Origin of the sequence: Acidovorax sp. 99 (genome assembly GCF_003096455.1) — a bacterium.
GTDB lineage: Bacteria > Pseudomonadota > Gammaproteobacteria > Burkholderiales > Burkholderiaceae_C > Acidovorax > Acidovorax delafieldii.
The window spans coordinates 1,624,217-1,650,739 of record NZ_QEKU01000001.1 but is presented as its reverse complement, the minus strand read 5'-3'; the positions used below and the strand labels follow the sequence as shown (position 1 = coordinate 1,650,739).

Annotated in this window: 29 protein-coding genes; 19 read left to right on the top strand and 10 right to left on the bottom strand. The window is 65.8% G+C overall.

Annotated features, from left to right (window positions below):
• Positions 1-648 (top strand): response regulator transcription factor, encoded by a 648-nt coding sequence (locus C8C95_RS07775; RefSeq protein ID WP_116748190.1) that lies wholly within the window; start codon positions 1-3, stop codon positions 646-648.
• 163 nt (positions 649-811) lie between these two features.
• Complete coding sequence (locus C8C95_RS07770) at positions 812-2,236, top strand: PIN domain-containing protein (RefSeq protein WP_347707484.1); 1,425 nt, start codon at positions 812-814, stop codon at positions 2,234-2,236.
• A gap of 49 nt (positions 2,237-2,285) precedes the next feature.
• On the opposite strand, the gene C8C95_RS07765 is transcribed toward C8C95_RS07770, so the two are convergent.
• Positions 2,286-4,964 (bottom strand): PAS-domain containing protein, encoded by a 2,679-nt coding sequence (locus C8C95_RS07765; protein WP_116748188.1) that lies wholly within the window; start codon positions 4,962-4,964, stop codon positions 2,286-2,288.
• A 240-nt stretch (positions 4,965-5,204) separates the two neighbouring features.
• Between C8C95_RS07765 and C8C95_RS07760 the strand changes: the two genes are divergently transcribed.
• Both C8C95_RS07760 and C8C95_RS07755 read left to right on the top strand, forming a co-directional pair.
• Positions 5,205-6,575, top strand: coding sequence for a dicarboxylate/amino acid:cation symporter (locus C8C95_RS07760; protein ID WP_056065211.1), 1,371 nt, complete (start codon positions 5,205-5,207; stop codon positions 6,573-6,575).
• A gap of 172 nt (positions 6,576-6,747) precedes the next feature.
• On the top strand, positions 6,748-7,194 hold the full coding sequence (locus C8C95_RS07755; protein WP_116748187.1) for a DUF2214 family protein: 447 nt from the start codon (positions 6,748-6,750) through the stop codon (positions 7,192-7,194).
• Between the two features lie 97 nt (positions 7,195-7,291).
• On the opposite strand, the gene C8C95_RS07750 is transcribed toward C8C95_RS07755, so the two are convergent.
• Positions 7,292-7,585 (bottom strand): PsiF family protein, encoded by a 294-nt coding sequence (locus tag C8C95_RS07750; protein WP_116748186.1) that lies wholly within the window; start codon positions 7,583-7,585, stop codon positions 7,292-7,294.
• A gap of 81 nt (positions 7,586-7,666) precedes the next feature.
• A complete protein-coding gene (locus tag C8C95_RS07745; RefSeq protein WP_116750187.1) occupies positions 7,667-8,194 on the bottom strand; it encodes a hypothetical protein in 528 nt (175 codons plus the stop codon).
• A 110-nt stretch (positions 8,195-8,304) separates the two neighbouring features.
• Between C8C95_RS07745 and argS the strand changes: the two genes are divergently transcribed.
• The 11 genes from argS to C8C95_RS07690 all read left to right on the top strand — a co-directional run bounded on the left by argS (position 8,305) and on the right by C8C95_RS07690 (position 17,516).
• Positions 8,305-10,014, top strand: coding sequence for an arginine--tRNA ligase (gene argS, locus C8C95_RS07740; protein ID WP_116748185.1), 1,710 nt, complete (start codon positions 8,305-8,307; stop codon positions 10,012-10,014).
• 15 nt (positions 10,015-10,029) lie between these two features.
• Positions 10,030-10,686, top strand: a complete 657-nt coding sequence (locus tag C8C95_RS07735) for an SPOR domain-containing protein (protein ID WP_116748184.1) — start codon at positions 10,030-10,032, stop codon at positions 10,684-10,686.
• Between the two features lie 112 nt (positions 10,687-10,798).
• The gene (locus tag C8C95_RS07730; protein ID WP_110961734.1) at positions 10,799-11,455 is read left to right on the top strand and encodes a thiol:disulfide interchange protein DsbA/DsbL; all 657 of its coding nucleotides are present in this window, start codon (positions 10,799-10,801) and stop codon (positions 11,453-11,455) included.
• A 108-nt stretch (positions 11,456-11,563) separates the two neighbouring features.
• On the top strand, positions 11,564-12,223 hold the full coding sequence (gene lptA / locus C8C95_RS07725) for a lipopolysaccharide transport periplasmic protein LptA (protein WP_116748183.1): 660 nt from the start codon (positions 11,564-11,566) through the stop codon (positions 12,221-12,223).
• An 11-nt stretch (positions 12,224-12,234) separates the two neighbouring features.
• Positions 12,235-13,002, top strand: coding sequence for an LPS export ABC transporter ATP-binding protein (gene lptB / locus C8C95_RS07720; protein WP_243415650.1), 768 nt, complete (start codon positions 12,235-12,237; stop codon positions 13,000-13,002).
• Positions 13,002-14,603, top strand: a complete 1,602-nt coding sequence (locus C8C95_RS07715) for an RNA polymerase factor sigma-54 (RefSeq protein WP_116748181.1) — start codon at positions 13,002-13,004, stop codon at positions 14,601-14,603. Before lptB ends, C8C95_RS07715 begins: the two co-directional genes overlap by 1 nt.
• 81 nt (positions 14,604-14,684) lie before the next feature.
• Positions 14,685-15,167 carry a thioesterase family protein gene (locus C8C95_RS07710; RefSeq protein ID WP_116748180.1) on the top strand — a complete coding sequence of 161 codons (483 nt, stop codon included), beginning with the start codon at positions 14,685-14,687 and terminating at the stop codon, positions 15,165-15,167.
• A complete protein-coding gene (locus C8C95_RS07705) occupies positions 15,164-16,456 on the top strand; it encodes a THUMP domain-containing protein (RefSeq protein WP_116748179.1) in 1,293 nt (430 codons plus the stop codon). Before C8C95_RS07710 ends, C8C95_RS07705 begins: the two co-directional genes overlap by 4 nt.
• A complete protein-coding gene (locus tag C8C95_RS07700; RefSeq protein ID WP_116748178.1) occupies positions 16,446-16,925 on the top strand; it encodes a putative toxin-antitoxin system toxin component, PIN family in 480 nt (159 codons plus the stop codon). Before C8C95_RS07705 ends, C8C95_RS07700 begins: the two co-directional genes overlap by 11 nt.
• A gap of 33 nt (positions 16,926-16,958) precedes the next feature.
• Positions 16,959-17,198 carry a type II toxin-antitoxin system CcdA family antitoxin gene (locus tag C8C95_RS07695; protein ID WP_116748177.1) on the top strand — a complete coding sequence of 80 codons (240 nt, stop codon included), beginning with the start codon at positions 16,959-16,961 and terminating at the stop codon, positions 17,196-17,198.
• 3 nt (positions 17,199-17,201) lie between these two features.
• Positions 17,202-17,516 carry a CcdB family protein gene (locus C8C95_RS07690; RefSeq protein ID WP_116748176.1) on the top strand — a complete coding sequence of 105 codons (315 nt, stop codon included), beginning with the start codon at positions 17,202-17,204 and terminating at the stop codon, positions 17,514-17,516.
• Positions 17,517-17,531: 15 nt separating this feature from the next.
• Here C8C95_RS07690 and C8C95_RS07685 read toward each other — a convergent pair whose 3' ends face one another.
• Positions 17,532-18,350: a hypothetical protein gene (locus C8C95_RS07685; RefSeq protein ID WP_116748175.1), complete on the bottom strand. Its 819-nt coding sequence runs from the start codon at positions 18,348-18,350 to the stop codon at positions 17,532-17,534.
• An 8-nt stretch (positions 18,351-18,358) separates the two neighbouring features.
• The gene (locus C8C95_RS07680; RefSeq protein WP_116748174.1) at positions 18,359-20,101 is read right to left on the bottom strand and encodes an FMN-binding glutamate synthase family protein; all 1,743 of its coding nucleotides are present in this window, start codon (positions 20,099-20,101) and stop codon (positions 18,359-18,361) included.
• 217 nt (positions 20,102-20,318) lie between these two features.
• Here C8C95_RS07680 and C8C95_RS07675 point away from each other — a divergent pair, with 217 nt between their 5' ends.
• From C8C95_RS07675 to C8C95_RS07665, 3 genes are all read left to right on the top strand, one after another.
• A complete protein-coding gene (locus C8C95_RS07675; protein ID WP_094290408.1) occupies positions 20,319-21,173 on the top strand; it encodes a YecA family protein in 855 nt (284 codons plus the stop codon).
• A gap of 33 nt (positions 21,174-21,206) precedes the next feature.
• Positions 21,207-22,025, top strand: a complete 819-nt coding sequence (locus tag C8C95_RS07670; RefSeq protein WP_116748173.1) for a sterol desaturase family protein — start codon at positions 21,207-21,209, stop codon at positions 22,023-22,025.
• A gap of 84 nt (positions 22,026-22,109) precedes the next feature.
• Complete coding sequence (locus tag C8C95_RS07665; RefSeq protein WP_133246213.1) at positions 22,110-22,706, top strand: IPTL-CTERM sorting domain-containing protein; 597 nt, start codon at positions 22,110-22,112, stop codon at positions 22,704-22,706.
• A 73-nt stretch (positions 22,707-22,779) separates the two neighbouring features.
• Here C8C95_RS07665 and C8C95_RS07660 read toward each other — a convergent pair whose 3' ends face one another.
• Positions 22,780-23,262 carry a nuclear transport factor 2 family protein gene (locus C8C95_RS07660; protein WP_116748171.1) on the bottom strand — a complete coding sequence of 161 codons (483 nt, stop codon included), beginning with the start codon at positions 23,260-23,262 and terminating at the stop codon, positions 22,780-22,782.
• A gap of 158 nt (positions 23,263-23,420) precedes the next feature.
• On the opposite strand from C8C95_RS07660, the gene C8C95_RS07655 reads away from it, so the two are divergent.
• Complete coding sequence (locus C8C95_RS07655) at positions 23,421-23,801, top strand: hypothetical protein (RefSeq protein WP_116748170.1); 381 nt, start codon at positions 23,421-23,423, stop codon at positions 23,799-23,801.
• 44 nt (positions 23,802-23,845) lie between these two features.
• Here C8C95_RS07655 and C8C95_RS07650 read toward each other — a convergent pair whose 3' ends face one another.
• From C8C95_RS07650 to C8C95_RS07635, 4 genes are all read right to left on the bottom strand, one after another.
• Complete coding sequence (locus tag C8C95_RS07650; RefSeq protein WP_116750186.1) at positions 23,846-24,772, bottom strand: alpha/beta hydrolase; 927 nt, start codon at positions 24,770-24,772, stop codon at positions 23,846-23,848.
• Positions 24,773-24,861: 89 nt separating this feature from the next.
• Positions 24,862-25,389 (bottom strand): CinA family protein, encoded by a 528-nt coding sequence (locus C8C95_RS07645; RefSeq protein ID WP_116748169.1) that lies wholly within the window; start codon positions 25,387-25,389, stop codon positions 24,862-24,864.
• Positions 25,389-25,913 (bottom strand): phosphatidylglycerophosphatase A, encoded by a 525-nt coding sequence (locus tag C8C95_RS07640; protein ID WP_060984615.1) that lies wholly within the window; start codon positions 25,911-25,913, stop codon positions 25,389-25,391. Before C8C95_RS07640 ends, C8C95_RS07645 begins: the two co-directional genes overlap by 1 nt.
• Positions 25,914-25,931: 18 nt before the next feature.
• Positions 25,932-26,429, bottom strand: a complete 498-nt coding sequence (locus C8C95_RS07635) for a universal stress protein (protein ID WP_116748168.1) — start codon at positions 26,427-26,429, stop codon at positions 25,932-25,934.
• Positions 26,430-26,523 lie beyond the last annotated feature (94 nt).

Below are 26,523 nucleotides of genomic sequence, written 5' to 3'. Positions count from 1 at the left end.
ATGTCCACCGCGCCCACACTCCTCGTTGCTGACGACCACCCGCTGTTCCGTGCGGCTGTGCTGCACGTGCTGCGCGAGCGGCTGCCGCAGTTCCGTACGCTGGAGGCGGCCAGCGCCGCCACGCTGGGCCAGGCGTTGCAGGACCACCCCGAGGTCGAGCTGGTGCTGCTGGACCTGAGCATGCCCGGCACGCGCGGCTTCTCGGCCCTGCTGCATGTGCGCGGCGAATACCCCGAGCTGCCCGTGGTCATCATCTCTTCCAACGACCACCCCCGCGTCATCCGCCGCGCGCAGCAGTTTGGTGCTGCGGGCTTCATCCCCAAGTCCGCGCCCGCCGACGCCATGGGCGACGCCATCCAGGCCGTGCTGGATGGCGGCAGCTGGTTCCCGCCCATGGCGGCCGAGCGCTCCGAGGCCGACGCTGAACTGGCCGCGCGGCTGGCACAGCTCACGCCCCAGCAGTTCCGCGTGCTGCTCTGCCTGGCCGATGGTTTGCTCAACAAGCAGATCGCGGCCACGCTGGGTCTGGCCGAGAACACCGTCAAGGTGCATGTCACCGCCATCCTGAAAAAGCTGGAGTGCTACAGCCGCACGCAGGCGGCTGTGCTGGTCAAAAGCCTGGAGGCGGAGGGAGTGGAGCCGGATTGAAGGGGCGGTTTTGAGAAAAATAGGCGCTTGCGCTTGTTAGATATGCGCAAGTAGCTATGAAAAGAGGAGTGAGGGAATGGATTACCCAGCGCTGCAAGCCCGGCTGCGCAGTTTTGCTGCAGCTCGGGACTGGCAGTCTCGCCACACACCTAAGAACCTGGCCATGGCGCTGACGGTGGAGTCGGCGGGGCTGCTGGAGATGTTCCAGTGGACAACGTTGAGCGAATCGCGCGGCGTGGTGCGCGACCCTGCCCACAAAGAGCGCGTGGCCCATGGGATTGCCGACGTGCTGCTGTGTCTGCTGCAAATGGCAGACCAGGCGGGGGTAGACCTTCCAGAGGCCGTGGAGCAAACGTTGCGTGCGAAGGCGCTTGAACACCCACCCAAGCACCCGGAGCTGGAACCTCGGATGCCCAACGCCGCCGTGGCTGTCATGCCGGCACCTACAGCCCCCAGGGTGCACCTGCTCGTTGATTGGGAAAACGTGCAGCCTAAGGGCGATGAACTCAAAGCATTGGTGCCAGAGGGCACAGATGTGTGGCTGTTCCATGGCCCGCATCAGGCGGTGGACGCTTCGGGGCATCAGCAGGTTTATGGAGCAGAGCAGGTGACGCAGATCCCGAGAACGGGCTCGGGCAGGAACGCGCTGGATTTCCAGCTGGCTTACTACGTCGGGTATATCTCAGCCCGTCAGCCGGAGGGCACGTTTGTGGTCGTCTCAAACGACCAGGGGTATGAACCCATGTTGGAGCATGCGAGGGAACTGGGGTTTCATGCGCAGCGGTGTGGGTTCCGCAGAATGCCGACACCGCCCGCCGCACCCCCAGCGCTGAAGTCCGCGCCCTTGCTGCAGCCAAAGCCCCCGTCGGCGGCGAGCCCTGCGGTGGAGGTGACGGTCAGGACCACCTCAAAAGCAGCAGCACAGCCTTCGCTTGCAAAAGTTGCCCCAACCCGCACCCAGGCCACGCGGGCAGACATGCAGCAACTGCTGGCCCAGCTGGATGGGCTGGCGTCACCCCAGCGCCCCGCGCAGAAGGATGCGCTGTTGGTGCTGCTCCAAAGTTGGTTGGGCGAGCCCAGCGCACGGTCGCCGCGCACATCCCACGCATTGGCACAGTTGCAAGCGCGAAAGCGGGTGGTGGTCAAGGGCGATGCTGTGTCCTATCCGCCCGTGGTGGCGGCCCAGCCCGTGGCGAAAAATTCCGCCGCTAAGACGGCTCCTTCAAAGACAGGGACTGCAAAGAAAGCCTCCGCTTCCAAAGCGCCCGCACAACTGCCGGTGCCGAAGAAATCCGCCGTCTCAGCCCCATCCAAGCCATCCGTCCCCGCCGTTGGCAAGACCGCAGCAAAGACTGCGCAACCCCCCACCGCAGCCCAGGTGGCGCGGGCAGTGCTGGCCAGTCTTCAGAAGATGACCGCGAACAAGCCTCGGCAACGAACTGGTTTGCTCAAGCACATTCAGACCCAGGCCGCGCGGTCAGAAGACCCGGCGGCCATGGCGCAGCGTGTGCTGAGCCTGCTGGAGGCGCGCAAGGACGTGGTCACTGCATCGGATGGCAAAGGAATTACCTACTTGGCAGTGAAATAGGTGCTTGGCGCTTGCCCATCAAGCGCCTCAAGCTATCAAAAATGCAGCTTTAAGGCGTGCCTTGCTGCAACCTCAGCAGCGTCTGGCTCACCAGCGCCCGCAGTGCAGGCGCGCGCACCGGCTTGGCCAGAAAGCCCCAGCCGCGTTCGGCGGCCTGGCGGCGCAGGGTGGCATCGCGCTCGGCGGTGACCAGGATCACGGCGGGTGTCTGGCCCCAGCGCTGGCACAGCTGCGCGAACACTTCGGGGCCGTGGAGGCCGGCGCCCAGGTGCACGTCCAGCAGCACCAGCTGCGGCGCCTGGCCGGGCTGGGCGGCGGCCAGGGCCTCGGGCGCGCCAGCGGCCAGTGGCACCGTGCAGCCCCAGCGCTGCAGCAGAGCCTGCGTGGCGGCGCAGGTAGGGCCGTCGTCATCAATCACCCAGGCGCTGCTGCCTTGCAGGGGGGCGTCGTCGGCGGGTTGCTGCGTGGTGGCGGGGGGCGCAGCCTGCTGCGCGGCGGCGGGGTTGCCCAGCGGCACACACACCCAGAACACGCTGCCGCGCCCCAGTTGCGAGCGCAGGCCGATCTCGTGCCCCAGCAAGCGGCCCAGGCGTTCGACGATGGCCAGGCCCAGGCCTGCGCCCCGGTCGTCAGCGCGGCCTTCGTCCAGGCGGCGGAATTCTTCAAAGATCTCGCGCTGCAATGCCTCGGGGATGCCAGGGCCCTGGTCGTGCACCTCGATGCGCAGGTGGTCGCCCACCCTGCGGCAGCCCACCACGATGCGCCCGCGCCGGCTGTAGCGGATGGCGTTGGAGACAAAGTTCTGCAGGATGCGGCGCAGCAGGTTGTCGTCGGTGCGGACCACGGCGCGCGTGGGCACGCAGCGCAGTTGCAGGCCCTGGCTTTCAGCCAGCACGCCAAAGTTGTGGCCCAGCACCTGTAGCAGGGGCCCCAGGGCCACGTCGTGGATGTGCACATCGAACTGGCCCGACTCCATGCGCGAGATGTCGAGCAGGCTGTTGAGGATGGCGTCCTGCGCGGCCAGGGCGCCGTCGATGCTGTCCACGGCGTGCCGTTCGGCGTCGCCTGGCAGATGGCTGCGCAGCAGCGAGGTGAACATGCGTGCGGCGTTCAGGGGCTGCAGCAGGTCGTGCACGGCGGCGGCCACAAAGCGGGTTTTGGAGCGGTTGGCCTGCTCGGCCTCGCGCCGCGCGGCGTCCAGGTCGCGGGTGCGGTCGGCCACGCGCTGCTCCAGTGCGTCGGCCAGCGATCGCAGCTCGCGTGCGGCGTTCTTGTAGCTGGTGATGTCGGCGTAGCTGGTCACAAAACCGCCCTCGGGCAACGGGTTGCCCCGGATCTCCAGCACCGTGCCGTCGCCCTTGGCGCTTTCGTGCAGGTGGGGCTGGCCGCTGCGCAGGTGCGCCAGGCGCCGCGCGATGGCTTCTTCCACCGGGCCCGGCCCCAGCAGCCCCCGGCGGGCGTTGTGGCGCAGCAGGTCTTCGATGGGCCGGCCCACCTGCATCAGGTCGCCGGGGTAGCGAAACAGCTGCACGTAGCGCGAGTTCCAGGCCACCAGGTGCAGCCCGGCGTCGATGATGACCACGCCCTGGGGCAGGTGCTCCAGGCTGCGCGAGAGGCCCGTGTCGGTCTGTTGCGCGGCCTGCTGCGCCGCCTGCACGATGCCGTCCTGCGCGGTGCGCAACTCCTGCGCGTGCTGTTGCAGCACGGTCTCCAGCTCCTGGCGGCTGCGTTGGCGCAGGCGGGCCAGGCGCTGGCGCTGCCGCACAAACAGCACCAGCAGCGACAGGGCCAGCCAGCCGCCGCCCCCGGCTGCGGCCGCCCAGCGGCTGTCGGCAATGCTGCTGTGGGTGGTGTGCACCAGGTGCAGTTGCCAGGGCGTGCCGGGCAGGGGCTGGGTCAGCCACAGCATGCGGCCGGGCGGGGCGGGCATGTCGGCGGACGGTTGCACACGCACCAGCCGCCCGCCGTTGTCCAGGCGGTCGTCCACGCGGACGTCGAGCGGGCGCAGCGGCTGGTCGGAGTACTGCCGGGTGGCGTTCAGCTCGCGGCGCTCTTCGTCGTCCAGCGGCTCCAGCAGGCGGTAGCGCCATGCGTCCTGGCTGGCGAGAAAGACCACACCATGCGCGTCCGACGCCAGCACGATGTCGGGTGTCTGCAGCCATTCGCGCTCCAGCTCCTGCAGCGCAATCTTGATGGCCACCAGCCCCAGGATGTGGCCGCTGTCGTCACGGATGGCCTGCGACAGGAAGTAGCCCGGCTCGCCCGTGGTCACGCCAATGCCGTAGAAGCTGCCGCGCCCCTGGGCCAGCGCCTGCTGCACGTAGGGGCGAAAGCTGTAGTCCACGCCCACGTTGCTGGTGGCCGTGCGCCAGTTGCTGGCGGCCACGGCCAGGCCGTCGCGGTCGAGCAGGGTGAGGGTGGAGGACTGGCTGGCGCCGTTGGCCTGCTCCAGCTTGCGGTTGAGCTGCGCTACCTCGTCGGTGCTCAGGGTGCGGCGCAGGGCGTCCTGCAACTGCGCGTCCAGGGCCAGCACCTCGGGCAGGGTGCGGTAGCGGTCGATGCGCTGGGCCAGCGTCTGCCCGTACAGGGCCAGCTGGCGCTGCACGCTCTCGCTTTCGTCCAGCAAGGACCGGTGCCAGGCCCACTGGCCGGCCGCGAACATGCTGGCCACCGTGCCTGCTAGCAGGATGAGCAGCGTCCAGAACGGGCGAAGGCGGGGCGTGGGCATGAAAAAACGGAGTTCTGAAACCAGTCTGGTGCAGGTGGGGAGTGTGCCGCACCGGTTCCAGGGGGCTCCAAGGTCTAGGTAGTTACCCTTATGGTGCGCCGATGTTCTCCTCTGGGGCGTTGGGCGACTAATACCAATAGGTTATCGGCTGAAACAGAGTGCAGCGGTACAAACGGCACCCTTGACGCGCGCCGGAGGCACCCCGGTGGTGCAGACCCGTGACCCCAGGAGACCCGTTCCATGCACAACCATTCCGCTCCCGCAGCTTCGACCTTGAAGCTGCCTTTCTATCGGCAACTGTACTTCCAGGTGGTGTTCGCCATCGTCCTGGGCGTTCTGCTGGGCCATTTCGAGCCGTCCTACGGCGAGGCGCTCAAGCCGCTGGGTGACGCGTTCATCAAGCTGGTCAAGATGATCATCGCTCCGGTGATCTTCCTGACCATCGTGACCGGCATCGCTGGCATGTCGCAGCTCTCCACCGTGGGCCGCGTGTTCGGCAAGGCCATGGCGTACTTCCTGTTCTTCTCCACGCTGGCCCTGGTGGTGGGCCTGGTGGTGGCCAACGTGGTGCAGCCCGGCGCGGGCATGAACATCAATGTGGCCGACCTGGACCAGACGGCTGTGAAGGGCTACGTGGCCAAGTCGCACGAGATGACGCTCACGGGCTTTGCGATGGACATCATCCCCAAGACGCTGGTGAGCCCGTTTGTGGGCGACAACATCCTGCAGGTGCTGCTGGTGGCCGTGCTGTTCGGCATTGGCCTGGCCATGGTGGGTGAGGCAGGCCGTCCGGTGCTGAACTTTCTGGACGCGCTGACGACGCCAGTGTTCAAGGTGGTGGGCATCGTGATGAAGGCCGCGCCCCTGGGTGCGTTTGGTGCCATGGCGTTCACCATTGGCAAGTTTGGCCTGGGCTCACTGGTCAATCTGGCCTGGCTGGTGGGTTCGTTCTACATCACCTCGCTGCTGTTTGTGGTGGTGATCCTGGGCTTTGTGGCGCGCCTGTGTGGCTTCTCGGTGTTCAAGCTGATCCGCTACCTCAAGGCTGAGCTGATGCTGGTGCTGGGCACGTCTTCGTCTGAATCGGCCCTGCCGTCGCTGATGGAAAAGATGGAAAAGGCCGGTTGCAGCAAGTCGGTGGTGGGCCTCGTGGTGCCCACGGGCTACTCGTTCAACCTGGACGGCACCAACATCTACATGACGCTGGCCGCGCTGTTCATCGCCCAGGCCACCAACACCGAGCTGACGCTGGGCCACCAGGTGGCGCTGTTGCTGGTGGCGATGCTGTCGTCCAAGGGCGCAGCGGGCGTGACGGGCGCGGGCTTCATCACCCTGGCCGCCACCCTGGCCGTGGTGCCCGAAGTGCCCGTGGCCGGCATGGCGCTGATTCTGGGCGTGGACCGCTTCATGAGCGAATGCCGATCGCTGACGAACTTCATCGGCAACGCCGTGGCCACGGTGGTTGTCTCCCGCTGGGAAAACGCGCTGGACCAGGAACGCCTGGACGCGGCGATGAATGGCCATCCGCTGCCGCTCGCGGTGTCTGCGGCAGCGGCGCCCGTGGTGCCGGCGGATGTGCCTGTGGCCACGGTGGCGCGCACTGTGGCTTGATGGTTGGCACTTGCTGAATCTGCGCTCCCAGCGGCGCGGGCTTTCGGGCCCGCGCCGTTTTTCTTCGAGCGCGTTGAGCCCACGCCATCGCGCACAATGGTGGCCCTGCCGGACGGCACTGTGAGCGCTTGGCGCGGCGCAGTGGCCTCGGGCGCTACAAGGAATCCTCACCATGACCCTCGAAGCCTTCCTGGCCGCTTTTCACCTTCTGGCCATCCTGACCTTTGTGGTTTTTCTGTCCAGCCAGGCGGCGCTGTGCCGTATCGAGTGGCTCAACGCCGCCGTGGTCGAGCGCCTGGCCCGGCTGGATGTGATCTACGGTGTGGCCGGTGCGGTCATGATTGGGAGCGGCATAGCCCGGTTGATCTGGGGCGTGAAGGGCGCTTCTTGGTACCTGTCGCAGCCCCTTTTTCACATCAAGATCACCCTGGTGCTGGCCATGGTCCTGCTGTCGTTTGTGCCCTCGGCCGCGTTCCGCCGCTGGCGCCAGAACCTGCGCAGCACCGGTGCGCTGCCGCCCGCCGCAGAAGTCGCGCGGGTCCGCCGCCTGGTGATGATCCAGTCGCATGTGCTGCCTGTGGTGGCTGTGATTGCGGTGTTCTGGGCGCGCGGCTGGTAAGCGCAAATACCCCCCAATAAAAAAAGCCCGCCCGGCTTGATGCCGGCGGGCTTTTCTTTGTCTGAGCCGGTGGCGCTGCACCGGGTATGAACTTACTTCACTTTTTCAGGCACTCGCTCATGAAGGCCTTGCGCTCGTCGCCCTTGAGGGTCTTGGTCTTGGCGTCGGCGTTGCAGGTTTTCATCTTGTCCTGCTGGGTGGCGGGCTTGTTGCTCAGGCAGGTCTTCATGAAGGCTTTGCGCTCGTCGCCCTTCATGTCTCCAGCGTCCTTATTGCAGGTCGCCATCTTCGATTGCTGTTTGGTAGGGGCCTTGGCGTCTTCGGCGGCGTGGGCACCAAAGCCCAGTGTCAGCGCCAGGCCGAGTGCAGTCAGGGAAAGAAGCTTTTTCATGGAATCTCCTGGTGTGAATGCGTTATGGGGGGTCCCGATGGCATTGCACCATAGAACATGGCGTGCGACAACGGGAACAAGTCATGACAACCGAGCGCGGGGCCTGGTGGCCGCGGCTGCATGAAAGGCTTTCAGTGCCGTGTGGATCTGCCGGGGGTCGTGCGCCAGGCCACCCAGGGCAAAAACCACATCCCCCCGTTGCTGCCAGCGTTTGAGTGCCTTGACGATCACACCCAGTGCGGAGTCTCTGTGGCCGGGGCGCAACTTGACCAGGATCACGCCTTCGTAGTCGTCCAGGTGCACACGTTCCATGGCCTCCCAGGTCACGGTGTGCGGGTCGTCCTGGCGCAGATCGGTGATGCCGGTGGCGTCAATGACCACCGCCGGGTCTTGCTCCCGGTAGGCCTCCAGGGCGGACCGGCCCAGGGTTCCGCCCACACAGAAGGAGACGAATGCGGCACACAGGCAGAGGGCCGTGAGCAGCCGGTCGTTCGATACAGACGCCCAATACAGCGAGAAGGCCAGGCATACCGCCATCAGCAGCACAAAAGGCACCTGAAACACCAGGGCCCAGCGGCGCCGATAGAGCAGGATGGGCTGGGGTTGCACGCGCAATCTCCGGTTGAAAGGGCATTGCGGCCTATTGTGCCTTTGGCTGCGGGATGCCTCCTGGCGGCGCGTCTGGCGCCCTGCTGCTGGCAGACCCGTAAAATCCACCGATGCTCACAGCCAAAAATGAATTGCTCGCTGCGCTCGCAGCCGAGCTGGAAAAACTGTCCCCCGGCGCTGGTGCCAAGGCGGCCTTTGAATCTCCCAAGGTGGCGGCCCATGGCGACTTCGCCTGCACCGCGGCCATGCAACTGGCCAAGCCCCTCAAGCTCAACCCGCGCGCACTGGGGGAACAGCTCAAGACCGCCCTCGAAGGCACGCCCGCCTTTCAGCGCTGGGTGTCCGCCATTGAAATCGCGGGCCCGGGCTTTCTGAACATCCGCCTCCAACCCGCCGCCAAGCAGGAAGTGGTGCGTGAGGTGCTGGCTGCAGGCGAGCGCTTTGGTTACCAAGCCAGCAACGGCCAGCAGGTGCTGGTCGAGTTCGTGTCGGCCAACCCCACGGGCCCGCTGCACGTGGGCCACGGTCGCCAGGCCGCGCTGGGCGATGCGATTTGCAACCTGTTCAGCACCCAGGGCTGGAAGGTGCACCGCGAGTTCTATTACAACGACGCAGGCGTACAGATCGACACGCTGACCAAGAGCACGCAGCTGCGCGCCAAGGGCTTCAAGCCCGGCGACGACTGCTGGCCCACCGACAGCGAGAACCCGCTGGCCAAGAACTTCTACAACGGCGACTACATCGCCGACATCGCCGAGGCCTTCAAGGCCAAGGCCACCGTGAAGGCTGACGACCGCGAGTTCACGGCCAACGGCGATGTGGAGGACTACGACAACATCCGCCAGTTTGCCGTGGCCTACCTGCGCAACGAGCAGGACAAGGACCTGCAGGCCTTCAACCTCCAGTTCGACGAGTACTACCTCGAATCCAGCCTGTACACCAGCGGCCGCGTCGAGGCCACGGTGAACAAGCTCATCGCCAACGGCAAGACCTACGAACAGGACGGCGCGCTGTGGCTCAAGAGCACCGACTACGGTGACGACAAGGACCGCGTCATGCGCAAGCAGGACGGCACCTACACCTACTTTGTGCCCGACGTGGCGTACCACATTGCCAAGTGGGAGCGCGGCTTCACCAAGGTTGTCAACATCCAGGGCACGGACCACCACGGCACCATCGCCCGCGTGCGCGCGGGCTTGCAGGCGGCCGATGTGGGCATCCCCAAGGGTTACCCCGACTATGTGCTGCACACCATGGTGCGCGTGGTCAAGGGCGGCGAAGAGGTCAAGATCAGCAAGCGCGCGGGCAGCTATGTCACGCTGCGCGATCTGATCGAGTGGACCAGCAAGGATGCGGTGCGCTTCTTCCTGCTGTCTCGCAAGCCCGACACCGAGTACACCTTCGACGTGGACCTGGCCGTGGCACAGAACAACGACAACCCCGTGTACTACGTGCAGTACGCGCATGCCCGCATCCAGTCGGTGCTGCGTACGTGGCAAGAGGCGGGCGGTGGTGATGTGGCTTCGCTCAAGGATGTGGACCTGTCCGCCCTCGAAGGCCCGCAGGCCCAGGCGCTGATGCTGCAACTGGCCAAGTACCCCGAGATGCTCACCGCCGCCGCCGACGGTGAGGCGCCACACGATGTGACCTTCTACCTGCGCGACCTGGCCGCCAGCTACCACAGCTATTACGATGCCGAGCGCATCCTCGTGGACGACGAGGCCGTGAAGAAGGCGCGCCTGGCGCTGGTCGCTGCCACCGCCCAGGTATTGCACAATGGCCTGGCCGTGCTGGGCGTGTCGGCCCCAGCCAGAATGTAAGCAGTTACTACCAATATGAAAAAGCAACAGACTGGCGGGACCATTGTCGGCTTCATCGTCGGGGTCATCGTGGGCCTGGGCGCGGCGCTGGCCGTGGCCGTGTACGTGACCAAGGTGCCGGTGCCCTTCCTGAACAAGGGCAATGGCCGCGGTGCCGACCTGGACGCAGCGGAGTCCCAGAAAAACAAGAACTGGGACCCGAACTCGCCGCTGTATGGCAAGAACCCGGCCCGCCCTGCGGCGCCAGCGGTGGCGGCAGCCGCGTCAGCCCCTGCATCGGCTCCCGCCCCTGAGGTGCGCGCCGCAGCCTCTTCGGCCAAGCCTGCCGCGAGCAAGCCAGACGCTAAAGCCGAGGCCAAGGCCGAGAGCAAGCCGGGCGCTGACCCGCTGGGCGATCTGGCCGTGGCCAAGGCCGCGGCCAAGGGCAGTGTGGACCCGTTTGACTACTTTGTGCAGGCGGGCGCCTTCCGCACGCAGGCCGACGCAGACGCCCAGCGCGCCAAGCTGGCCATGCTGGGCTGGGAGGCCCGCGTGAGCGAGCGTGAGCAAAATGGCCGGGCGGTGTTCCGGGTGCGCATCGGTCCCTTCACCAAGCGTGGCGATGCCGAAGTGCTCAAAGAGAAACTCGATGGCGCCGGGCTGGAATCGGCGCTGGTGCGTGTGCAGCGCTGATCGGCCTGTGGCTGTGAACAGGGGCCTGCGCATACAGCGCCACCACCAGGGCTGAACTTTTTGTAAAGGGATGTCTCACATCCCGCATACCTGAACCAGGAGAGTCTTTGTCATGAAACGCCGTGAGTTTTCTTTGTCCGCCGCCTCGGCGGTTGCCGCTTCTGCCCTGACGCTGCCAGTGGCCAACCCCGCGATGGCGCAAGCCCGCCAGTTCAAGGAGGGCAAGGACTTCAAGCGGCTGGACAAGCCCGTCGCCCCCGATGCGCCGGCCGGCAAGGTCGATGTGATCGAGTTCTTCTGGTACAGCTGCCCCCACTGCAACGCCTTCGAGCCCACGCTGGACGCCTGGGTCAAGGCTGCGCCCAAGGATCTCTCCATCCGCCGCGTGCCCGTGGCGTTCAACGCCAGCTTCGTGCCCCAGCAAAAGCTGTTCTATACGCTTGAAGGCATGGGCAAGCTCGAAGCCCTGCATGCCAAGGTCTTCCGCGCCATCCACGTGGAAAAGGCCAAGCTCGCCAAGGACGACGAAATCCTGGCCTGGGTGACCCAGCAGGGCGTGGACGTGGCCAAGTTCAAGGAGGTCTACGGCTCCTTCAGCGTGGCCAACCAGGTGCGTCGCGCCTCGCAGCTGCAGGATTCGTACGGTGTTGAGGGCGTGCCTTCCATGGGTGTGGCAGGCAAGTACTACACCGACGGCACAATGGCCGGCAGCATGCAGACCGTGTTGCAGGTGGTCGAATACCTGGCGGCCACGGCACGCAAAGCCTGACGATCTGCCGACCCTGTCGGCAAGTTGTCCCAAAGGCCCGCTGACGCGGGCTTTTTTTTCGGGGTGGGTACCATCGGGTGGCTACAATCATTGCAAGATTCGTGCCCTATGACCCACCGCCTACTCCCCCTCCTTGTGCTCGCAGCCCTGACCGGCCTTGCGGGCATGGCACATGCCGAAAAGGCAGACCGTGCCAAGCCCATGAACATCGAGGCCGACGCCCTGCGGCACGATGAACTCAAGCAGACCAGCGTGTTCTCGGGCCGCGTGGTGATGACCAAGGGCACCATCGTGCTGCGCGGCGCGCGGCTGGATGTGCGCCAGGACGCCGACGGCTACCAGTACGGCGTGGTCACGGCCGAGGCGGGCAAACGGGCGTTCTTCCGCCAAAAGCGCGACACCGTGGCGGGGGCGCCTGATGAGTTCATCGAAGGCGAAAGCGAAGTCATCGAATACGACGGCAAGGCCGACAACGTGCGCTTCATCACCCGCGCCGAACTCCGCCGGTACCGTGGGTCGGTATTGAACGACGAGATCACCGGCGCTGTGATCGTCTACAACAACCTCACCGACGTGTTCACCGTCGATGGCCAGAAGGCACCAGCCTCTTCGGCTGCGGCGGGCGACACACCAGCGCCCGGTGGTCGTGTGCGCGCCGTGCTGGCGCCCAAAGACCCTCCGTCCGGCGCGGCAGCCCCGGCCCCAGCGCCTGACGCGCCCGCACCGGCGCTGCGCCCCAGCAACAGCCTTGGCGGCGGCGCCAAGTGAGCGGGCCTGCTGTGAGTACCGGTCGTGACTCCCAGGCGGGTAGCCGCCTGGAGGTACAGCATCTGGCCAAATCCTATGGCAGCCGCAAGGTCGTCAAGGATGTGTCGCTGGTGGTGCAAAAAGGTGAGGTTGTCGGGTTGCTCGGCCCCAACGGCGCGGGCAAGACCACATCCTTTTACATGATCGTGGGCCTGGTGCGCAGCGATGCCGGCGATATTCGCATCGACGGCCACTCGGTCGCCCACATGCCCATCCACCGCCGCTCGCGGCTGGGTCTGTCGTACCTGCCGCAAGAAGCCTCGATCTTCCGCAAGCTCACCGTCGAAGAAAACGTGCGTGCGGTGCTGGAACTGCAGCGCGCCGATGACGGCCAGCCGCTGTCGCGCGACGCCATCGAAGAGCGCCTGACGGCACTGCTGCAAGAGCTGCGTGTGGACCACCTGCGTGCCTCGCCCGCGCTGGCGCTGTCCGGTGGCGAGCGCCGCCGCGTCGAGATCGCCCGCGCCCTGGCCACCCAGCCGCGTTTCATCCTGCTGGACGAGCCTTTTGCCGGCATCGACCCGATTGCAGTGATCGAGATCCAGCGCATCATCGGCTTCCTCAAGGCACGCGGTATCGGTGTGCTCATCACCGACCACAACGTGCGCGAGACGCTGGGCATCTGCGACCACGCCTTCATCATCAGCGACGGCCGCGTGCTGGCGCAGGGCACGCCCTCCGAGATCGTGGACAACGCAGAAGTGCGACGGGTGTACCTGGGCGAACACTTCCGCATGTGATGAAGCCTGGACTGTCGCTGCGCGTCTCGCAGCACCTTGCATTGACCCCCCAGCTCCAGCAGTCCATCCGGCTGCTGCAGTTGTCCACGCTCGAACTCTCGCAGGAAGTCGAGCAGATGCTCGACGAAAACCCGTTCCTCGAACGCAATGCCGACGAAGCACCGCGCGAGGAGTTTGGCCTGGAAGCCGCCGACACGCCCGCGCAGGCCGACGACTACAGTGCCGATGATGCTATGTTTTCAGGAGCTGTCAGCGCAAGCAGTACTAGCTCTGAGAGCCAGAACGAGGCTGAAATCCCCAGTGCAGGTGCCGACGAGCCCGACTGGAGCGGCGACGGCACCGTCGAGATGGCGCCCAACGACGCCGAGTGGGGTGGCGACGCCCCGGCGCGCACCCGCAACGATGCGGAAGGCGACGAGGCCGACGCCACCGAGCTGGCCCGTTCGCACGAATCGCTCACCGCCTTTTTGCACCGCCAGGCACTGTCGCTGCGGCTGTCTGAAGTGGACACGGCCGCGCTGCGTTTTCTCATCGAATCGCTGAACGACGACGGCTACCTGGAAGAGTCGCTTGAAGAGCTGGCCATCAGCCTGGCCGGGCCCGACGACCTGGAGCAGATCGAAGAACTGGTGCACCGCTTCACCGTGGCCCAACGTCTGCTGCAGAGCCTGGAGCCCGTGGGCGTGGGCGCGCGCAACCTGGCCGAATGCCTGACGCTGCAGCTCACCGCGCTGGCGGCCGACGAAGACAGCGACGCCGACCCCGAGACCGTGCAGACCGCGCTGCGCATCTGTCAGCAGCCGCTGGAGATGCTGGCCCGCCGCGACATCCGCCGCCTGACGCAGCTGTGCAGCGAAGGTGGCGTGGCCGGAGAAGAACGCACCCGGTCTGCCATGGCACTCATCGCCCGCCTGGAGCCTCGTCCCGGCCGCCGTTTTGCCGACGTAGAGCGCAACATCATCATCCCCGACGTCATCGTGCGCAAAGCCGGTCGCGCCAACGGGCGGGACGGCCAGCACAACTTCATCGTGCAGCTCAACCCCGACGTGATGCCGCGCCTGCGCGTGCACGACATCTACGCCGGCGCGCTACGAGGCCACAAGGGCGGCGAAGGCCACCAGGGCATGCAGCAGCGCCTGCAGGAGGCGCGCTGGTTCATCAAGAACATCCAGCAGCGCTTTGACACCATCCTGCGCGTCTCGCGCGCCATCGTCGAGCGGCAGAAGAACTTCTTCACCCACGGCGAGCTGGCCATGCGCCCCCTGGTGCTGCGCGACATCGCCGACGAACTGGGTCTGCACGAGTCCACCATCAGCCGCGTGACCACGGCCAAGTACATGGCCACGCCGATCGGTACCTACGAGCTGAAGTACTTCTTTGGCTCTGGCCTGGGCACCGAGACCGGTGGCAATGCGTCCAGCACGGCCGTGCGCGCACTGATCAAGCAGTTCGTGTCCGCCGAAAACCCGGCCAAGCCGCTGTCCGACAGCCAGATCGCCGAGATGCTCAAGGAGCAGGGCATCGAGTGCGCACGCCGCACCGTTGCCAAGTACCGCGAGGCGCTCAAGATCGCGCCAGCGAATCTGCGCAAGGCGTTGTAGTCACTCCGGCAGATGGCGCGCTGCGCGCCTGCGCTGCCGCAGCCTTTTTTGTTGTTTCCGTATTAGCCACCGCAGCCCACCATGGCCCGCATCGTCTTCGACCTCCCACCGCACTTCGGATTCACCACCGAAATGCAGATCTACATCAGCCACGTGAACCAGGGCGGGCACCTGGACAACGCGCAGTTGCTCAGCCTGGTGTCCGAAGCGCGGGTGCGCTTCTTTCAGTCACTCGGCTACCCCGAGGCCGATGTGGGCGGTCTGTCCATCGTGGTCGGCGACATCGTGGCGCAGTACAAGTCCGAAGGTTTCCACGGCGAAACCATGCGGGTGGAGATGGCGCCTGCGGACTTCAATCGCTACGGTTTTGACTTGGTTTTTTGCATGACCGAGAAGGCCACGGGCCGTGAGGTGGCGCGCGGCAAGATCGGCATCGTCTTCATCGGCAAGGCCAGCCGCAAGGTTGCTCCCATCCCAGACTCCATCCGTCAGCTGCTGCTGGCCCGCGCAGGCACGCCGGATTCCCATGCATTGTCCGAGCGCGTATCCTCCCCATCGACATGAACCAACTCCAACTTTTTCTCCCTTGCGCCGCGGGCGTCGAGGGCTTTCTGGCCGACGAGGTGCACGGCATCACCGGCCTCACGGGGCAAGACCTGCTGGTGGGCCGGGGTGGCGTGCTGCTGCGCGCCTCGTGGCGCCAGGCCATGCAGCTCAACCTGCACAGCCGCCTTGCCCAGCGAGTGCTGGTGCAATTGGCCCACCGCCCATACCGGTCTGAAAACGACCTCTACAACATGGCCAGCGACGTGGCCTGGGAGATCTGGTTCACCACGCGCCAGACCTTCAAGGTCGAGGTGACGGCCCAGCACAGCCCGCTGCAGAGCCTGAACTTCGCGGGCCTCAAGGTCAAGGACGCGGTGGCCGACCGCTTCCGCCACAAGAGCGGCGTACGCCCCGATGTGAACACCCAGTGGCCCGATGTGCGCATCCACCTGCACCTGACCACCGACGAGGCCACGATCTACATCGACACCTCGGGCGAGCCGCTGTTCAAGCGCGGCTGGCGCGAGGACAAGGGCGACGCGCCGCTCAAGGAGACCTTGGCCGCCGCCATGATTGCCGCCAGCGGCTGGGACCCGCACGGCGACAACCCCCAGCCCCTGTATGACCCCTGCTGCGGCAGCGGCACCATCGTGGTCGAGGCTGCGCAGATCGCCTGCCGCATCCCGGCGGGCATGCTGCGTCGCTTTGCGTTTGAAAAGCTGCTGCCATTCCAGGCGCACGTTTGGTCTGCTATCAAAAACGAAGCTGAAGGCGCAATATGTACTAGCGCTGTGCCCCTGTTTGGCAGTGATGTGGCCTTCCGCATGGTCGATTTTGCGCAGCGCAACGCCGAGCGCGCAGGCGTGGCCCAGGCCGTGCAGTTGCGCGGCGGCGACGCCCTGCAGCGCATGCCACCCTGCGAGCAACCCGGTGTGATGCTGCTCAACCCACCCTACGGCGAGCGCATTGCCGCCGCAGGCAGCGCGGGCCGCAACGCCAGCGAGCGCGCGGCCGACCGCGCCCAGGGCATGGCCGTGGGCCGCGAAGAGGCGCAGACCGAAGACGGCGGTGAGTTTTTCAGTCAGCTGGCCACTCACTGGAAGAAGAACTACAGCGGCTGGACGGCCTGGATGCTCACGCCCGACCTGAAACTGCCCGGCAAGATGCGCCTGAAGGAATCGCGCCGCGTGCCCATGTGGAACGGGCCCATTGAATGCCGCATGTTCCGCTTCGACATGATCAAGGGTGCTGTGCGCGACCGGGCCACCAAGCCTGCCCCCGACGGCAGCCCACGCCATGAAGGTTGAACTGCCCCTGCCCGCCAGGGCCCCGGCGGGCGAGCCGGCGCGCCCTGTGGTGGTGGATACCAACGTGGCGCTGGACCTGCTGATCTTCCGCGACCCGCGCACCGTGCCATTGCGCACGCTGCTGGTCCAAGGCCGTCTGTTGTGGATCGCTACGCAGGTCATGCGCGACGAGCTGGAGCGCGTGCTGGCCTATCCGCACATCGCAGAGCGCATGGACTACTACCGCGTGGGTGCCGCACAGGTGCTGGCAGCTTTTGATGCGCAGGCACGTCTGGTAGGCATCGCACCCAAGGTGGCCTACGTATGCAAGGACGCGGACGACCAGAAGTTCATCGACCTGGCGGCGGCGCACCGGGCAATTTTGTTGAGCAAGGACAAGGCGGTGATCTGCATGCGCAAGCGGTTGGCGAACCTGGGGGCGGATGTGGCGACGGAAGTCGTACTGGGTGTTGATGTGGTATGCGCATAAAATATGCGCATATGCTCTGCTGGAGACACCGCCATGCTTCGCTTTGACAACGCCCCCAAGAAGTCCACCAACCTGTCGCTCAACAGCAAGGTGCTGGAAGCCGCACGCGATATGGGCATGAACATTTCCCAAACCGTGGACGAACTGCTCGCTGCCGAAGTCCAGCGCCGGTACTGGGAGCGCTGGAACGCCACCAACCAAGAGGCCATTGCAGCCTACAACGCGCGCATCGAGAGCGAAGGTCTGCCGCTGGCCCAGTACAGGAGCTTCTGAGCGATGGCGCGGTTTGACGTTTATCGGCACCCCGACGCCAAACAGCGTGTCACCACGCCCTTTCTGCTGGATGTGCAAAACGAGTACATCAGCGGTTTGCAGACACGCGTGGTGCTCCCCTTGCGTCGCGCCGAGCGTGTGGCGATACCGCTTCGTGACCTCAATCCCGCGCTGGAGGTGGAAGGTGTTGCGGTCATCCTGGACGCGGCGGCCATCGGTGCCGTGCCCTTGTCCATGCTGAAGAGCCCCGTCGGTAATCTCCGCGCTCAGGCCGATCTGATCATCAGCGCTCTGGACGCACTGTTCGGCGCCTATTGACGCTCAGCCGTTCAATCACGCCAGCAAGTCATACGCCGCCCGCACCCGCTGCAAATCCCGCCCCAGTTTGCGGTTGGTGGGCAGATTCCGCATCCACCCCATCCGCCGGACACTGGTGGCCAGCACCGCCTGCATCTCCACGCTCCCCTGCGCCACCCACGCCGCCCAGCGCTTGCGCCCCTCGGCCAGCGTACCGCTGGCATGCAGGTAAATCGCGGTGGAATGCGCGTAACACAGCGCATCGCGCACATGGCACACCGCCAGCGGCAGCACGGCGGCGGGGTCGTCCTCAAAGTCGATGCAGGCCACCTCGCCATCGGGGCAGCGCACCAGGTTGCGCGCAAAGGCCTGGCTCAGGCAGGTGCCCTGGCGATGCACCTGGGTCAAGGTGTCCAGCCCTTGTTGCCACAGCGCCAGCACAGCGGCCGTGTCACCCGCCTGCACGGCGTGGTCGATCTCGTTGCCCAGCGAATGGGTTTCCTCACCCACGTTGCCCAGGTGGCGCATGGCAAAACCATTCGGCAACGCGGCCAGCACCACGGGCACGCGGATGCCACGCGCTGCCAGGTCGCGCAGGCGCTGCACTTCGGTGGCAATGGCCGTGGGGCCGCCGGGGTTGGGCACGGGGCGCAGGGCGTCCAGCCGCAGCAGGGCTGCCAGCAAGGCCATGGCGCGGTAGCGGCCTGTGCCATGGGGGGCTCCCGCGCGCTTGATCCAGATCTGTTCATCGCCCAGCACATGGGCCATCACGTTGTGCGGCTGGGTGGCGAGTTGTTGCTGCAAAAAGGCGGCGTAGTCCGGGGTGGTGGTGTGGGTGGGGGCGGATGCGTCCATCGTCAGATTCATACAGCAGCGTCCCCTGCCACCGCCGCTGCGGTGCCCACGGCTGCAGCATGCACCAGCTCGACATGGTGGGGGATGGAGGGTTCCAGTGTCGGCTCGCTGGCCTGAAAGCTGTGCGCGCTGGCCAGCGGCCAGTACAGGCGGAACACGTTGTGCTGCGCGTCGAGCGGGCCCAGCAGCGCACCGGGCAACATGCGGGTGATGAGGTTGGACAGCAGGCGCACCTCCGTGTCGCTGATGCGGCGCACGATGTGGTGGGCGGTGATGTCCTTGGGGTGGCGCAGCCCGGCAGCCTGCACCAGCTCCTGCAACGCGTGCAAGGTGCTGCGGTGGAACTGCGCTACGCGCGTGGCCTTGTCGGGCACCACCAGGGCCTGTTGGCGCAGCGGATCTTGCGTGGTCACCCCAGTGGGGCAGTGGCCGGTGTGGCAGCTTTGCGCCTGGATGCAGCCCAGCGCCATCATGAAGCCGCGCCCCGCGTTGCACCAGTCGGCGCCCAGCGCCATCATGCGCGCGATGTCGAAAGCGCTGATGACCTTGCCCGCGCAGCCAATGCGCACACGGTCGCGCAGGTTCACGCCCACCAGCGTGTTGTGCACCAGCAGCAGGCCCTCCTGCAACGGCGCGCCCACGTGGTCGCTGAACTCCACGGGCGCCGCCCCCGTGCCGCCCTCGGCGCCATCGACCACGATGAAGTCGGGCGTGATGCCCGTGACCAGCATGGCCTTGACGATGGCAAACCACTCCCAAGGGTGGCCCAGGCAGAACTTGAAGCCCGTGGGCTTGCCGCCCGAAAGCGCGCGCAGTTTGGCGATGAACTGCATCATCTCGACCGGCGTGCGGAAGGCGCTGTGGCTGGCGGGCGAAATGCAGGCCTCGCCCTCCTTCACCCCGCGTGCGGCGGCGATCTCGGCCGTCACCTTGGCGCCGGGCAGCACGCCGCCGTGGCCGGGCTTGGCGCCCTGGCTGAGTTTGAGCTCGATCATCTTGACCTGCGGGTCGGTGGCATTGGCCGCAAAACGCTCTTCGCTGAAGGTGCCATCGGGGTTGCGGCAGCCAAAGTAGCCCGAGCCGATCTCCCAGATCAGGTCACCGCCATGCACGCGATGGTGCTGGCTGATGCTGCCCTCGCCCGTGTCGTGCGCAAAGCCACCTTTTTTGGCGCCCTGGTTGAGCGCCAGGATGGCGTTGGCCGACAGCGCACCAAAGCTCATGGCCGAGATGTTGAACACGCTCGCGTGGTAGGGCTGGGTGCAGGGCGATACGGACGGCGACGGCGCATCGGGGCTGCCACCGATCCACACGCGGAAGTCGTGCGACGGCAGCTGAGTGGGCGCGAGCGAGTGGTTCACCCATTCGTAGCCCTGCGCGCCCACGTCCAGGTGGGTGCCAAAGGGGCGGTTGTCCGGGTCGCCCTTGGCGCGCTGGTACACCAGCGAGCGCTGCGCGCGCGAAAACGGCGCGGCCTCGCTGTCGCTTTCGATGAAATACTGGCGCACCTCGGGCCGCACGTATTCGAGCATGAAGCGGATATGGCCAATGACCGGATAGTTGCGCAGGATCGCGTGGCGCGACTGCTGCAAGTCGTACACGCCCAGGGCCACCAGCGCCGCAAACACCAGCACCACGGGCAGCCCCACGCCAAAGGCCACCAGCGCAAACAGGGACAGCAGCAGCCCGAACACGCACAGCGCAAAGGCCGTATAGCGCACCGGGTAGAGGGAGTTGAGCTGGTGGATCATGGGGCGTCCTGGTTGGGGTCGGTGGCGCGAGCGGAGGGCGCAGGGGCTACACTGGCCGCCTTTTTGTGGGGTTGCCGGATGGCGCTCGGCGCTTTTTTCTGCCCCGCCACCACCCCTGGCCGCCGTGGCCCGCGCCACGGCACAAGGCCTGCGCATCATAAAAGTAAAACATTGTTTTGCCGCCCCCGCTTTCTCCCTTGACGACCGGAGTCCTCCCATGACCGAACCCACATCGCCCACCCCCGCCACTGACGATCTCGACCCCACCACCGCCCCGGCCGCTGCGCTCGGCCCGGATGAGCTGGAGGAGATGGACAACATCCTCGACGACCTGCGCGCGCGCGGCGAGGAAATCCCGCAGTGGGAGTTCTGCGATGGCTTCATGACCGCGCTGATCTGCAGCCGCCGCCCCATCGGCCCGGCCGAATACCTGCCCATGCTGCTGGGCGACGGCGCCGAGCTGGATGTGGCCGAAGGCGACCCGCTGCCGCAGTTGCCCGCGTTTGCCGATGCCGCCCAGCAAGCCCGCTTTATGGACCTGTGGATGCGCCGCTGGAACGAGATCGTGGCCCAGCTCGACACCGATGTGAAGACGCTGGACGACGACCGCACCTTCCAGCCCGAAGCCATGGACATGCGCGGCGCCGTGGCCAGCCTGACCGACGAGCAGCGTGCCGAGATGGGCGACGACCAGGAGATCCCGTCCTTCGGCCAGGTCTGGGCGCTGGGCTTCATGTTTGCGGTGGAGAACTGGCCCGAAGACTGGGCCGCCCCGCGCGACAAGGAAGCTGCCAAGTGGCTGGACGATGCGCTGGAGCGCATCGTCGCCCTGACCGAAGACGACACCGGCAAGCCCGAGGTCTGCATGTACGACGAAGACGGCCCGCCCAGCACCAGCCAGGCGCGCGTGGAAGCCTTCGGCGAAGCCATCTGGGCCGTGTACGACCTGCGCCAGCTGTGGAAGAGCATGGGCCCGCGCGTGGAGACCGTGCGCAAGGCGCCCGAGCCGGGGCGCAATGACCCTTGCCACTGCGGCAGCGGCAAGAAGTACAAGAAATGCCACGGGGCTTGAGGCCTCTTTGACCTCTTTGGGTACACAAACCTGATGCAGTTCATGCAGGCCGTGATGGATCACTTTGAATGGGGTCAGTACGTATTGCTCTCAGTGGTCCTGGGCATTCTTGCTTTGACAGAGCACTTCTGGCCTCGCCGTGTGACTGGCGAAAGCCACCAAGGCCGGAGAAGGGTCAACCTGCTGCTGTATGGGCTGGGTGGTCTGTTGATGTGGTGGGTGGCCGAGCCTGTGCAGACCGCTGCGGTGCGACTTGGGGCGTCCTTGGGGTGGACCGGGTTGGCCGGGGGGGCATTGCCCGATGTTCCCAAGATCGTCATCGGCGTGTTGCTGGTGGATGCAATCCAGTATGTGCTGCATCGTGCTTCGCACGCCATTCCACTTCTGTGGCGAATGCACCAAGTGCATCACGCGGATGCCGCATTCGATGTGACGACCAGTGTGCGCCACCATCCTCTGGAAGTTGTGGCACTTGCGGCTCTGACGCTGATGCTGTGCGCGGCACTGGGCATGCCTCTTGTGTCCTTGTTGTCCTATGCGGTGCTTCAACTGGTGCACACCGCGTTTTGCCATGCCAATGTTGCGATCCCATTACGCTGGGATCGGAGGCTGCGTTGGGTGATGGTGACCCCTGATATGCACCGTGTGCACCATTCCGACCGCATGGATGAAGGCAACAGCAACTTCGGAATGGTGTTCCCCTGGTGGGACCGCCTGATGGGAACATATTGCGCGCAACCAGCGTTGGGCCATCAGGGCATGCATTTGGGGCTGGCCAACGACAACAACAATGATGCCCGGCCTGACGGGTTCTGGCGGGCCCTGATCCAACCTTTTGGCAAGCTGCCCTGAGGCCTCCCCTTCAAGACCGGGGGCACGCGGTCATTTTTTGCAAGACATTTGCAAAACCCTGAAGTACAAACGCCACTCGCTCGATTGAGCGTTCAGAAAATTGCATTTTTTAAGGGTGATATGTCGAAAGTTCGTTGGGTGGGCGCGCTGTTGGTTGGCGCAGGCGCTTTGGCGGCAACAGGTGCGCAAGCAGGCGTTGTTTTTACTTTTAGCAAGGCGTTTGGAGCGCCCAGCGTCTCGGTCGGAAGTTCCACCTCGCTGGCGTTCACCATCAATCGGCTGGGGCCAGCTGCGAACAACATCACGTTCACAGACAATTTGCCGGCGGGCCTAGTGGTGTCCGCTCCCAACGGTTTGGTGGGCGACTGCGGGGTCGGCAGCGTGGTGACCGCCGCACCGGGTTCCTCCTCGGTGGCCTTGGCCGGCGGGGTGTTGGCCGGTGGGGCCAGTTGCACGTTTTCTGTTCAGGTCACCGCAACAGCGCCGGGTGTAAAAAACAACGTTACTACGGGCCTGAATTCCAGTTCTGGCAGCGCCCCTGCCGCCAATGCCACACTCAACGTGCTCGCCGCCAGCGCAACCTCGGTTCCGACGCTGAGCGAATGGGGACTTATGGCGCTGTTACTGGCTATGGCGGCATCGGCATTCAATGCTGTACGTCGCAAGAAAATCGGAAGCTAAAGCGCAGTCGTTTGCACAAGGGGCTTATTTCGTGTCCTGCGGGCTTCTGCGCGGGTCAGAGAGACCCTACTTCCTACGCCAGGAACTTCTTCAAATTCCCCGCTGCCGTACTCCGCACCTTGCGCTTGAGCGAAGGCGACCAGCCCAGCAGCAGGCCTGGCGCGCCCAGCGCCTGCCGGGCCCAGCGCCAGAAGTTGAAGCGGTCACGGTGCGTGGCAATCAGCCCGTCGGGCGTGAAGGTGAAGGTGCCGTCGATGATGTTGTGCACTTTGCGCCCGGTGGCGCTGAAGAGGTAGTGCGCCTCCCAGTGCGCCTTACCGCCCTGCGCATCGGCGTCGATGCCGCTGAACTCCAGCTTCCAGTGCTCGGCGGCGCCGGGCTTTTTCGTCGCAGTGCACAGCATGCGCCACATGCCTGCCACCTGCTCACGGCCTTTCAGGGAAAAGGCTTCGTCGTCAAACGTGGCGTCAGGCGCATAGCAGGCGGCCATGGTGGCGTGGTCCAGTTGCGCAAACGCGGTGTAGAAGCGTTGCAGGGTCTGGGCGTTGGGGTGCATGGGTTCTCCTCCTCAAGGGCGTCCATGCTACACCGGGGTGGTGGGGCAGCAGCTGCAATCGGTGTCACATCGGCATCGCACTCCACACCACCCGCTCCGGCTGCGTGCGAGGTGACGACAATGGCTGCCGTAACCATCTGCCGTAACGCCCTTCACATATGAATCCCCAATATGTAGTTGATGTCTATCTGGAAGAGTCCGATCAGTCCTGGCTGATCTGGCGGCGGTGCGACGAGACGATGCTCCCGCTGAAGGGCGGCACCGATATGAAAACCTTGGGCCGCCATGTGCTGGAGGCTTTGAAAGTGAAGCATCCCCAGCAGCTGGGCTGGCAAGGACTGAGTGGGGATTCGGTGCCGTCTGCTTTGTGCTCTAACGATCGCGCAATTGTCTTGAGGCAGGATGGGCATGTCGTGGTGATGGCACCGTTTGGGCCCGATGGCCGCGATCCCGAGTCTGTGATTTTGGGTGATCAGCCTGGTCATGAGGATCTAGGGAATGCCGTGGCGAAGCAGGCAAAGCTCCACCGTGTCTTTTGATGGCGCTGCGCCGGTATGCCGGGCATGCCCTCGCACACTCGGTCTCAGCGCGATGCTGGATGCTCAGGGCGCATAAAACTGCGCAGCGCATCGGCCGTTTCACCAGGCAACTGCTCCGGGATGAAATGCCCTGCTGGCACCGCCTGCCCACTCACCACGCCCGCGCACTGCGCTCGCCACAGCGCCATCGGGTCAAACAGCCGGTGCACCACACCGTGTTCGCCCCAGATCACCAGGGTGTCGCAGGCAATCTTGTCACCGCGTGCGCGGCCTGCGCGGTCGTGGTCCAGGTCGATGCCCGCGCTGGCGCGGTAGTCCTCGCAGGCGGTGTGGATGGCTTCGGGTGTGCAAAAGCAGCGTTCGTAATCGGCCAGGGCCTGGGGCTCGATGTGGGCCTGGCCCGCGCTGCCCCAGCCGCCCAGCTTGGCGTGCAGGTAGGCGCGGGCGTTGCCGCCGATCATGGTCTCGGGCAGCGGTGCGGGCTGGATCAGGTGGAACCAGTGGTAATAGGCGCGCGCAAACTCCATGTCGGTGCGCGCGTACATGTCGAGCGTGGGGGCGATGTCGATCACGCACAGCTTCTTCACGCGCGCGGCGTGGTCCAGCGCCAGGCGGTGGGCCACACGGCCGCCCCGGTCGTGGCCGCACAGGTAGAACGTGTCGTGGCCCAGCGTGGTCATCACCTCGGCCATGTCCTGAGCCAGGGCGCGTTTGCTGTAGTTGCTGTGGTCGGGCAGGCCGGGCGCGTGGGATGAGTCGCCATAACCGCGCAAGTCCGGCAGCACCAGACAGTAGTCGCGTGCCAATTGCTGCGCCACGCGGCGCCACAGCGCATGGGTTTGCGGAAAGCCGTGCAACAGCAGCAGCGGGGGCGCGCCCACGGTGCCGCCGGTGCGCACAAAGATCTCCGCGCCCGAGGTGGTGATGCGCCGAGTGGCGAAGCCGTCAAACCAGGAGGGTTTCGTTGTCATGGCCATATGGTGTGGCAAGGGGCGGGTGAAGCCCTGTCTTGTGGACGACAGCGGCCGCCCATGCCGGGGCCGGGATCTTGCCAGCGAGGTCAGGCAGGCAGCAGGCTCAGCAGCCGCTTCAGGGCGTATCGCAGCGTGGCCGTGCGCACGGCGGCGCGGTCCCCTGCAAAGTGCTGCATTTCGCTGTGGGTTTCGCCGCCCACGCACCAGGCAAACCACACGGTGCCCACCGGCTTGGCCTCGGTGCCGCCTGTGGGGCCCGCGACGCCCGTCACGGCCAAGCTGACCTGCGCGCGCGAGTGGGCAAGGGCGCCGTCGGCCATGGCACGCGCTACGGGCTCGCTCACTGCACCGTGCTGCTCGATCAGGCCGGGGGGCACGCCCAGCATCTCGGCCTTGGCCTCGTTGGAATAGGTCACAAAGCCGCGCTCAAACCACTGGCTGGAGCCCGACAGGTCGGTGCAGGCGGCGGCGATCATGCCGCCAGTGCAGCTCTCGGCAGTGGCCAGTAGGCGGCGGCGGGCCAGCAAACGCAGCGATATTTGCGTCAAATTGGCCTCAAGCGCTTGTAGTTCTTGCGCTAGTAGCTCACTTTTTGATAGTGATGTGGGTGCCATCAGAACCTCCACAGTGCAATGACCAGCAAGGTACAGAAGGCTGCCACAAAGTCGTCCCACAAGATACCCCAGCCCCCGCGCCAGCCAAAGCCTTTGAACAGGCTGTCGGCCCAGCCCACCGGGCCGGGTTTGGCGGCGTCAAAAAAGCGGAACAGCCCAAACGCCACCACCTGCCCCCACAGCCCCATGGGCATGGCCAGCCACAGCACTAGCCAGAAGGCCACCACCTCGTCCCACACGATGCTGCCGGGGTCGGCCACGCGCATGTGGCGTGCCGTGGTGGTGCAGGCCCACCAGCCCACCACGGTGCTGATCGCGATCAGCAGGCCCATTTGCCGCGGGTTCAGCCACTGCTGCAGCACCAGGTATGCCAGCCAGGCCCACAGCGTGCCCACGGTGCCCGGTGCCTTGGGGGCCAGGCCCGCGCCAAAGCCCAGCGCCATGAAGTGGGCCGGGTGGGACAGCATGAAGCGCACGCTGGGGCGCAGGGGGGCAAGGCTGGGCTGGGGCTCGGAAACGGTCATGGCTCGGAAGAAAAAGGGTCAGGCGCTGGCGGCGCTGGCGGCATTGGCGGCACTGCCGTCTGCCCCGGCGGGCAGGCGCACCAGCAGCACGGGCACAGGGGCGGTGCGCGCGATCTGCTCGGCATCGCTGCCTATCAGCACGCGGGCGAGGCCACGGCGCCCGTGGGTGCCCAGCACGATCAGGTCGGCGCCCCAGGCCTGGGCGTGTTCCACCACCAGGTCAGCCACCCGGGCGTCCAGGTTTTCGATCAGCACGGTGTCCACCGGCACGCCGCTTTGCGCCACGCGCTCCTGGGCGCGGCGCAGCAAGGCCTCGCCCGCCTGGCGCAGGCGGGGCAGCACCTCCTGGCTGTACACATCGGGCCGCTCAAAACCGCTGATGTGGGCCAAAGGGTCCATCACGTTCAGCAGGCGAATGCGTCCGCCCGTGGCCTTGGCCAGGCCCGTGGCTTCGTTCACGGCGTGGTCGGCGGTGGGGCTGCCGTCAACGGCAACGAGGAGGTGTTGGTAACTCATGGTGGCGGGCTCCTGGGGGCTCGGTGGCGCCTTGGCGGGCGCTGCGACGGATTGTGACCGACCCGCTGTTGCGCGGGGCGTTCAGAGGGCCAGT

What these genes read in the sequence shown, in the direction of transcription:
- C8C95_RS07755 (WP_116748187.1), top strand. Translation starts at nt 6,748, where the DNA reads ATGACCCTCGAAGCCTTCCTGGCCGCTTTTCACCTTCTGGCCATCCTG.
- C8C95_RS07710 (WP_116748180.1), top strand. Translation starts at nt 14,685, where the DNA reads ATGGCCCGCATCGTCTTCGACCTCCCACCGCACTTCGGATTCACCACC.
- argS (WP_116748185.1), top strand. Translation starts at nt 8,305, where the DNA reads ATGCTCACAGCCAAAAATGAATTGCTCGCTGCGCTCGCAGCCGAGCTG.
- C8C95_RS07735 (WP_116748184.1), top strand. Translation starts at nt 10,030, where the DNA reads ATGAAAAAGCAACAGACTGGCGGGACCATTGTCGGCTTCATCGTCGGG.
- C8C95_RS07750 (WP_116748186.1), bottom strand. Translation starts at nt 7,585, where the DNA reads ATGAAAAAGCTTCTTTCCCTGACTGCACTCGGCCTGGCGCTGACACTG.
- C8C95_RS07650 (WP_116750186.1), bottom strand. Translation starts at nt 24,772, where the DNA reads ATGACAACGAAACCCTCCTGGTTTGACGGCTTCGCCACTCGGCGCATC.
- C8C95_RS07770 (WP_347707484.1), top strand. Translation starts at nt 812, where the DNA reads ATGGCGCTGACGGTGGAGTCGGCGGGGCTGCTGGAGATGTTCCAGTGG.
- C8C95_RS07705 (WP_116748179.1), top strand. Translation starts at nt 15,164, where the DNA reads ATGAACCAACTCCAACTTTTTCTCCCTTGCGCCGCGGGCGTCGAGGGC.
- lptA (WP_116748183.1), top strand. Translation starts at nt 11,564, where the DNA reads ATGACCCACCGCCTACTCCCCCTCCTTGTGCTCGCAGCCCTGACCGGC.
- C8C95_RS07730 (WP_110961734.1), top strand. Translation starts at nt 10,799, where the DNA reads ATGAAACGCCGTGAGTTTTCTTTGTCCGCCGCCTCGGCGGTTGCCGCT.
- C8C95_RS07670 (WP_116748173.1), top strand. Translation starts at nt 21,207, where the DNA reads ATGCAGTTCATGCAGGCCGTGATGGATCACTTTGAATGGGGTCAGTAC.
- C8C95_RS07775 (WP_116748190.1), top strand. Translation starts at nt 1, where the DNA reads ATGTCCACCGCGCCCACACTCCTCGTTGCTGACGACCACCCGCTGTTC.
- C8C95_RS07645 (WP_116748169.1), bottom strand. Translation starts at nt 25,389, where the DNA reads ATGGCACCCACATCACTATCAAAAAGTGAGCTACTAGCGCAAGAACTA.
- C8C95_RS07635 (WP_116748168.1), bottom strand. Translation starts at nt 26,429, where the DNA reads ATGAGTTACCAACACCTCCTCGTTGCCGTTGACGGCAGCCCCACCGCC.
- C8C95_RS07700 (WP_116748178.1), top strand. Translation starts at nt 16,446, where the DNA reads ATGAAGGTTGAACTGCCCCTGCCCGCCAGGGCCCCGGCGGGCGAGCCG.
- C8C95_RS07690 (WP_116748176.1), top strand. Translation starts at nt 17,202, where the DNA reads ATGGCGCGGTTTGACGTTTATCGGCACCCCGACGCCAAACAGCGTGTC.
- C8C95_RS07655 (WP_116748170.1), top strand. Translation starts at nt 23,421, where the DNA reads ATGAATCCCCAATATGTAGTTGATGTCTATCTGGAAGAGTCCGATCAG.
- C8C95_RS07640 (WP_060984615.1), bottom strand. Translation starts at nt 25,913, where the DNA reads ATGACCGTTTCCGAGCCCCAGCCCAGCCTTGCCCCCCTGCGCCCCAGC.
- C8C95_RS07685 (WP_116748175.1), bottom strand. Translation starts at nt 18,350, where the DNA reads ATGGACGCATCCGCCCCCACCCACACCACCACCCCGGACTACGCCGCC.
- C8C95_RS07715 (WP_116748181.1), top strand. Translation starts at nt 13,002, where the DNA reads ATGAAGCCTGGACTGTCGCTGCGCGTCTCGCAGCACCTTGCATTGACC.
- C8C95_RS07675 (WP_094290408.1), top strand. Translation starts at nt 20,319, where the DNA reads ATGACCGAACCCACATCGCCCACCCCCGCCACTGACGATCTCGACCCC.
- C8C95_RS07765 (WP_116748188.1), bottom strand. Translation starts at nt 4,964, where the DNA reads ATGCCCACGCCCCGCCTTCGCCCGTTCTGGACGCTGCTCATCCTGCTA.
- C8C95_RS07660 (WP_116748171.1), bottom strand. Translation starts at nt 23,262, where the DNA reads ATGCACCCCAACGCCCAGACCCTGCAACGCTTCTACACCGCGTTTGCG.
- C8C95_RS07760 (WP_056065211.1), top strand. Translation starts at nt 5,205, where the DNA reads ATGCACAACCATTCCGCTCCCGCAGCTTCGACCTTGAAGCTGCCTTTC.
- C8C95_RS07680 (WP_116748174.1), bottom strand. Translation starts at nt 20,101, where the DNA reads ATGATCCACCAGCTCAACTCCCTCTACCCGGTGCGCTATACGGCCTTT.
- C8C95_RS07695 (WP_116748177.1), top strand. Translation starts at nt 16,959, where the DNA reads ATGCTTCGCTTTGACAACGCCCCCAAGAAGTCCACCAACCTGTCGCTC.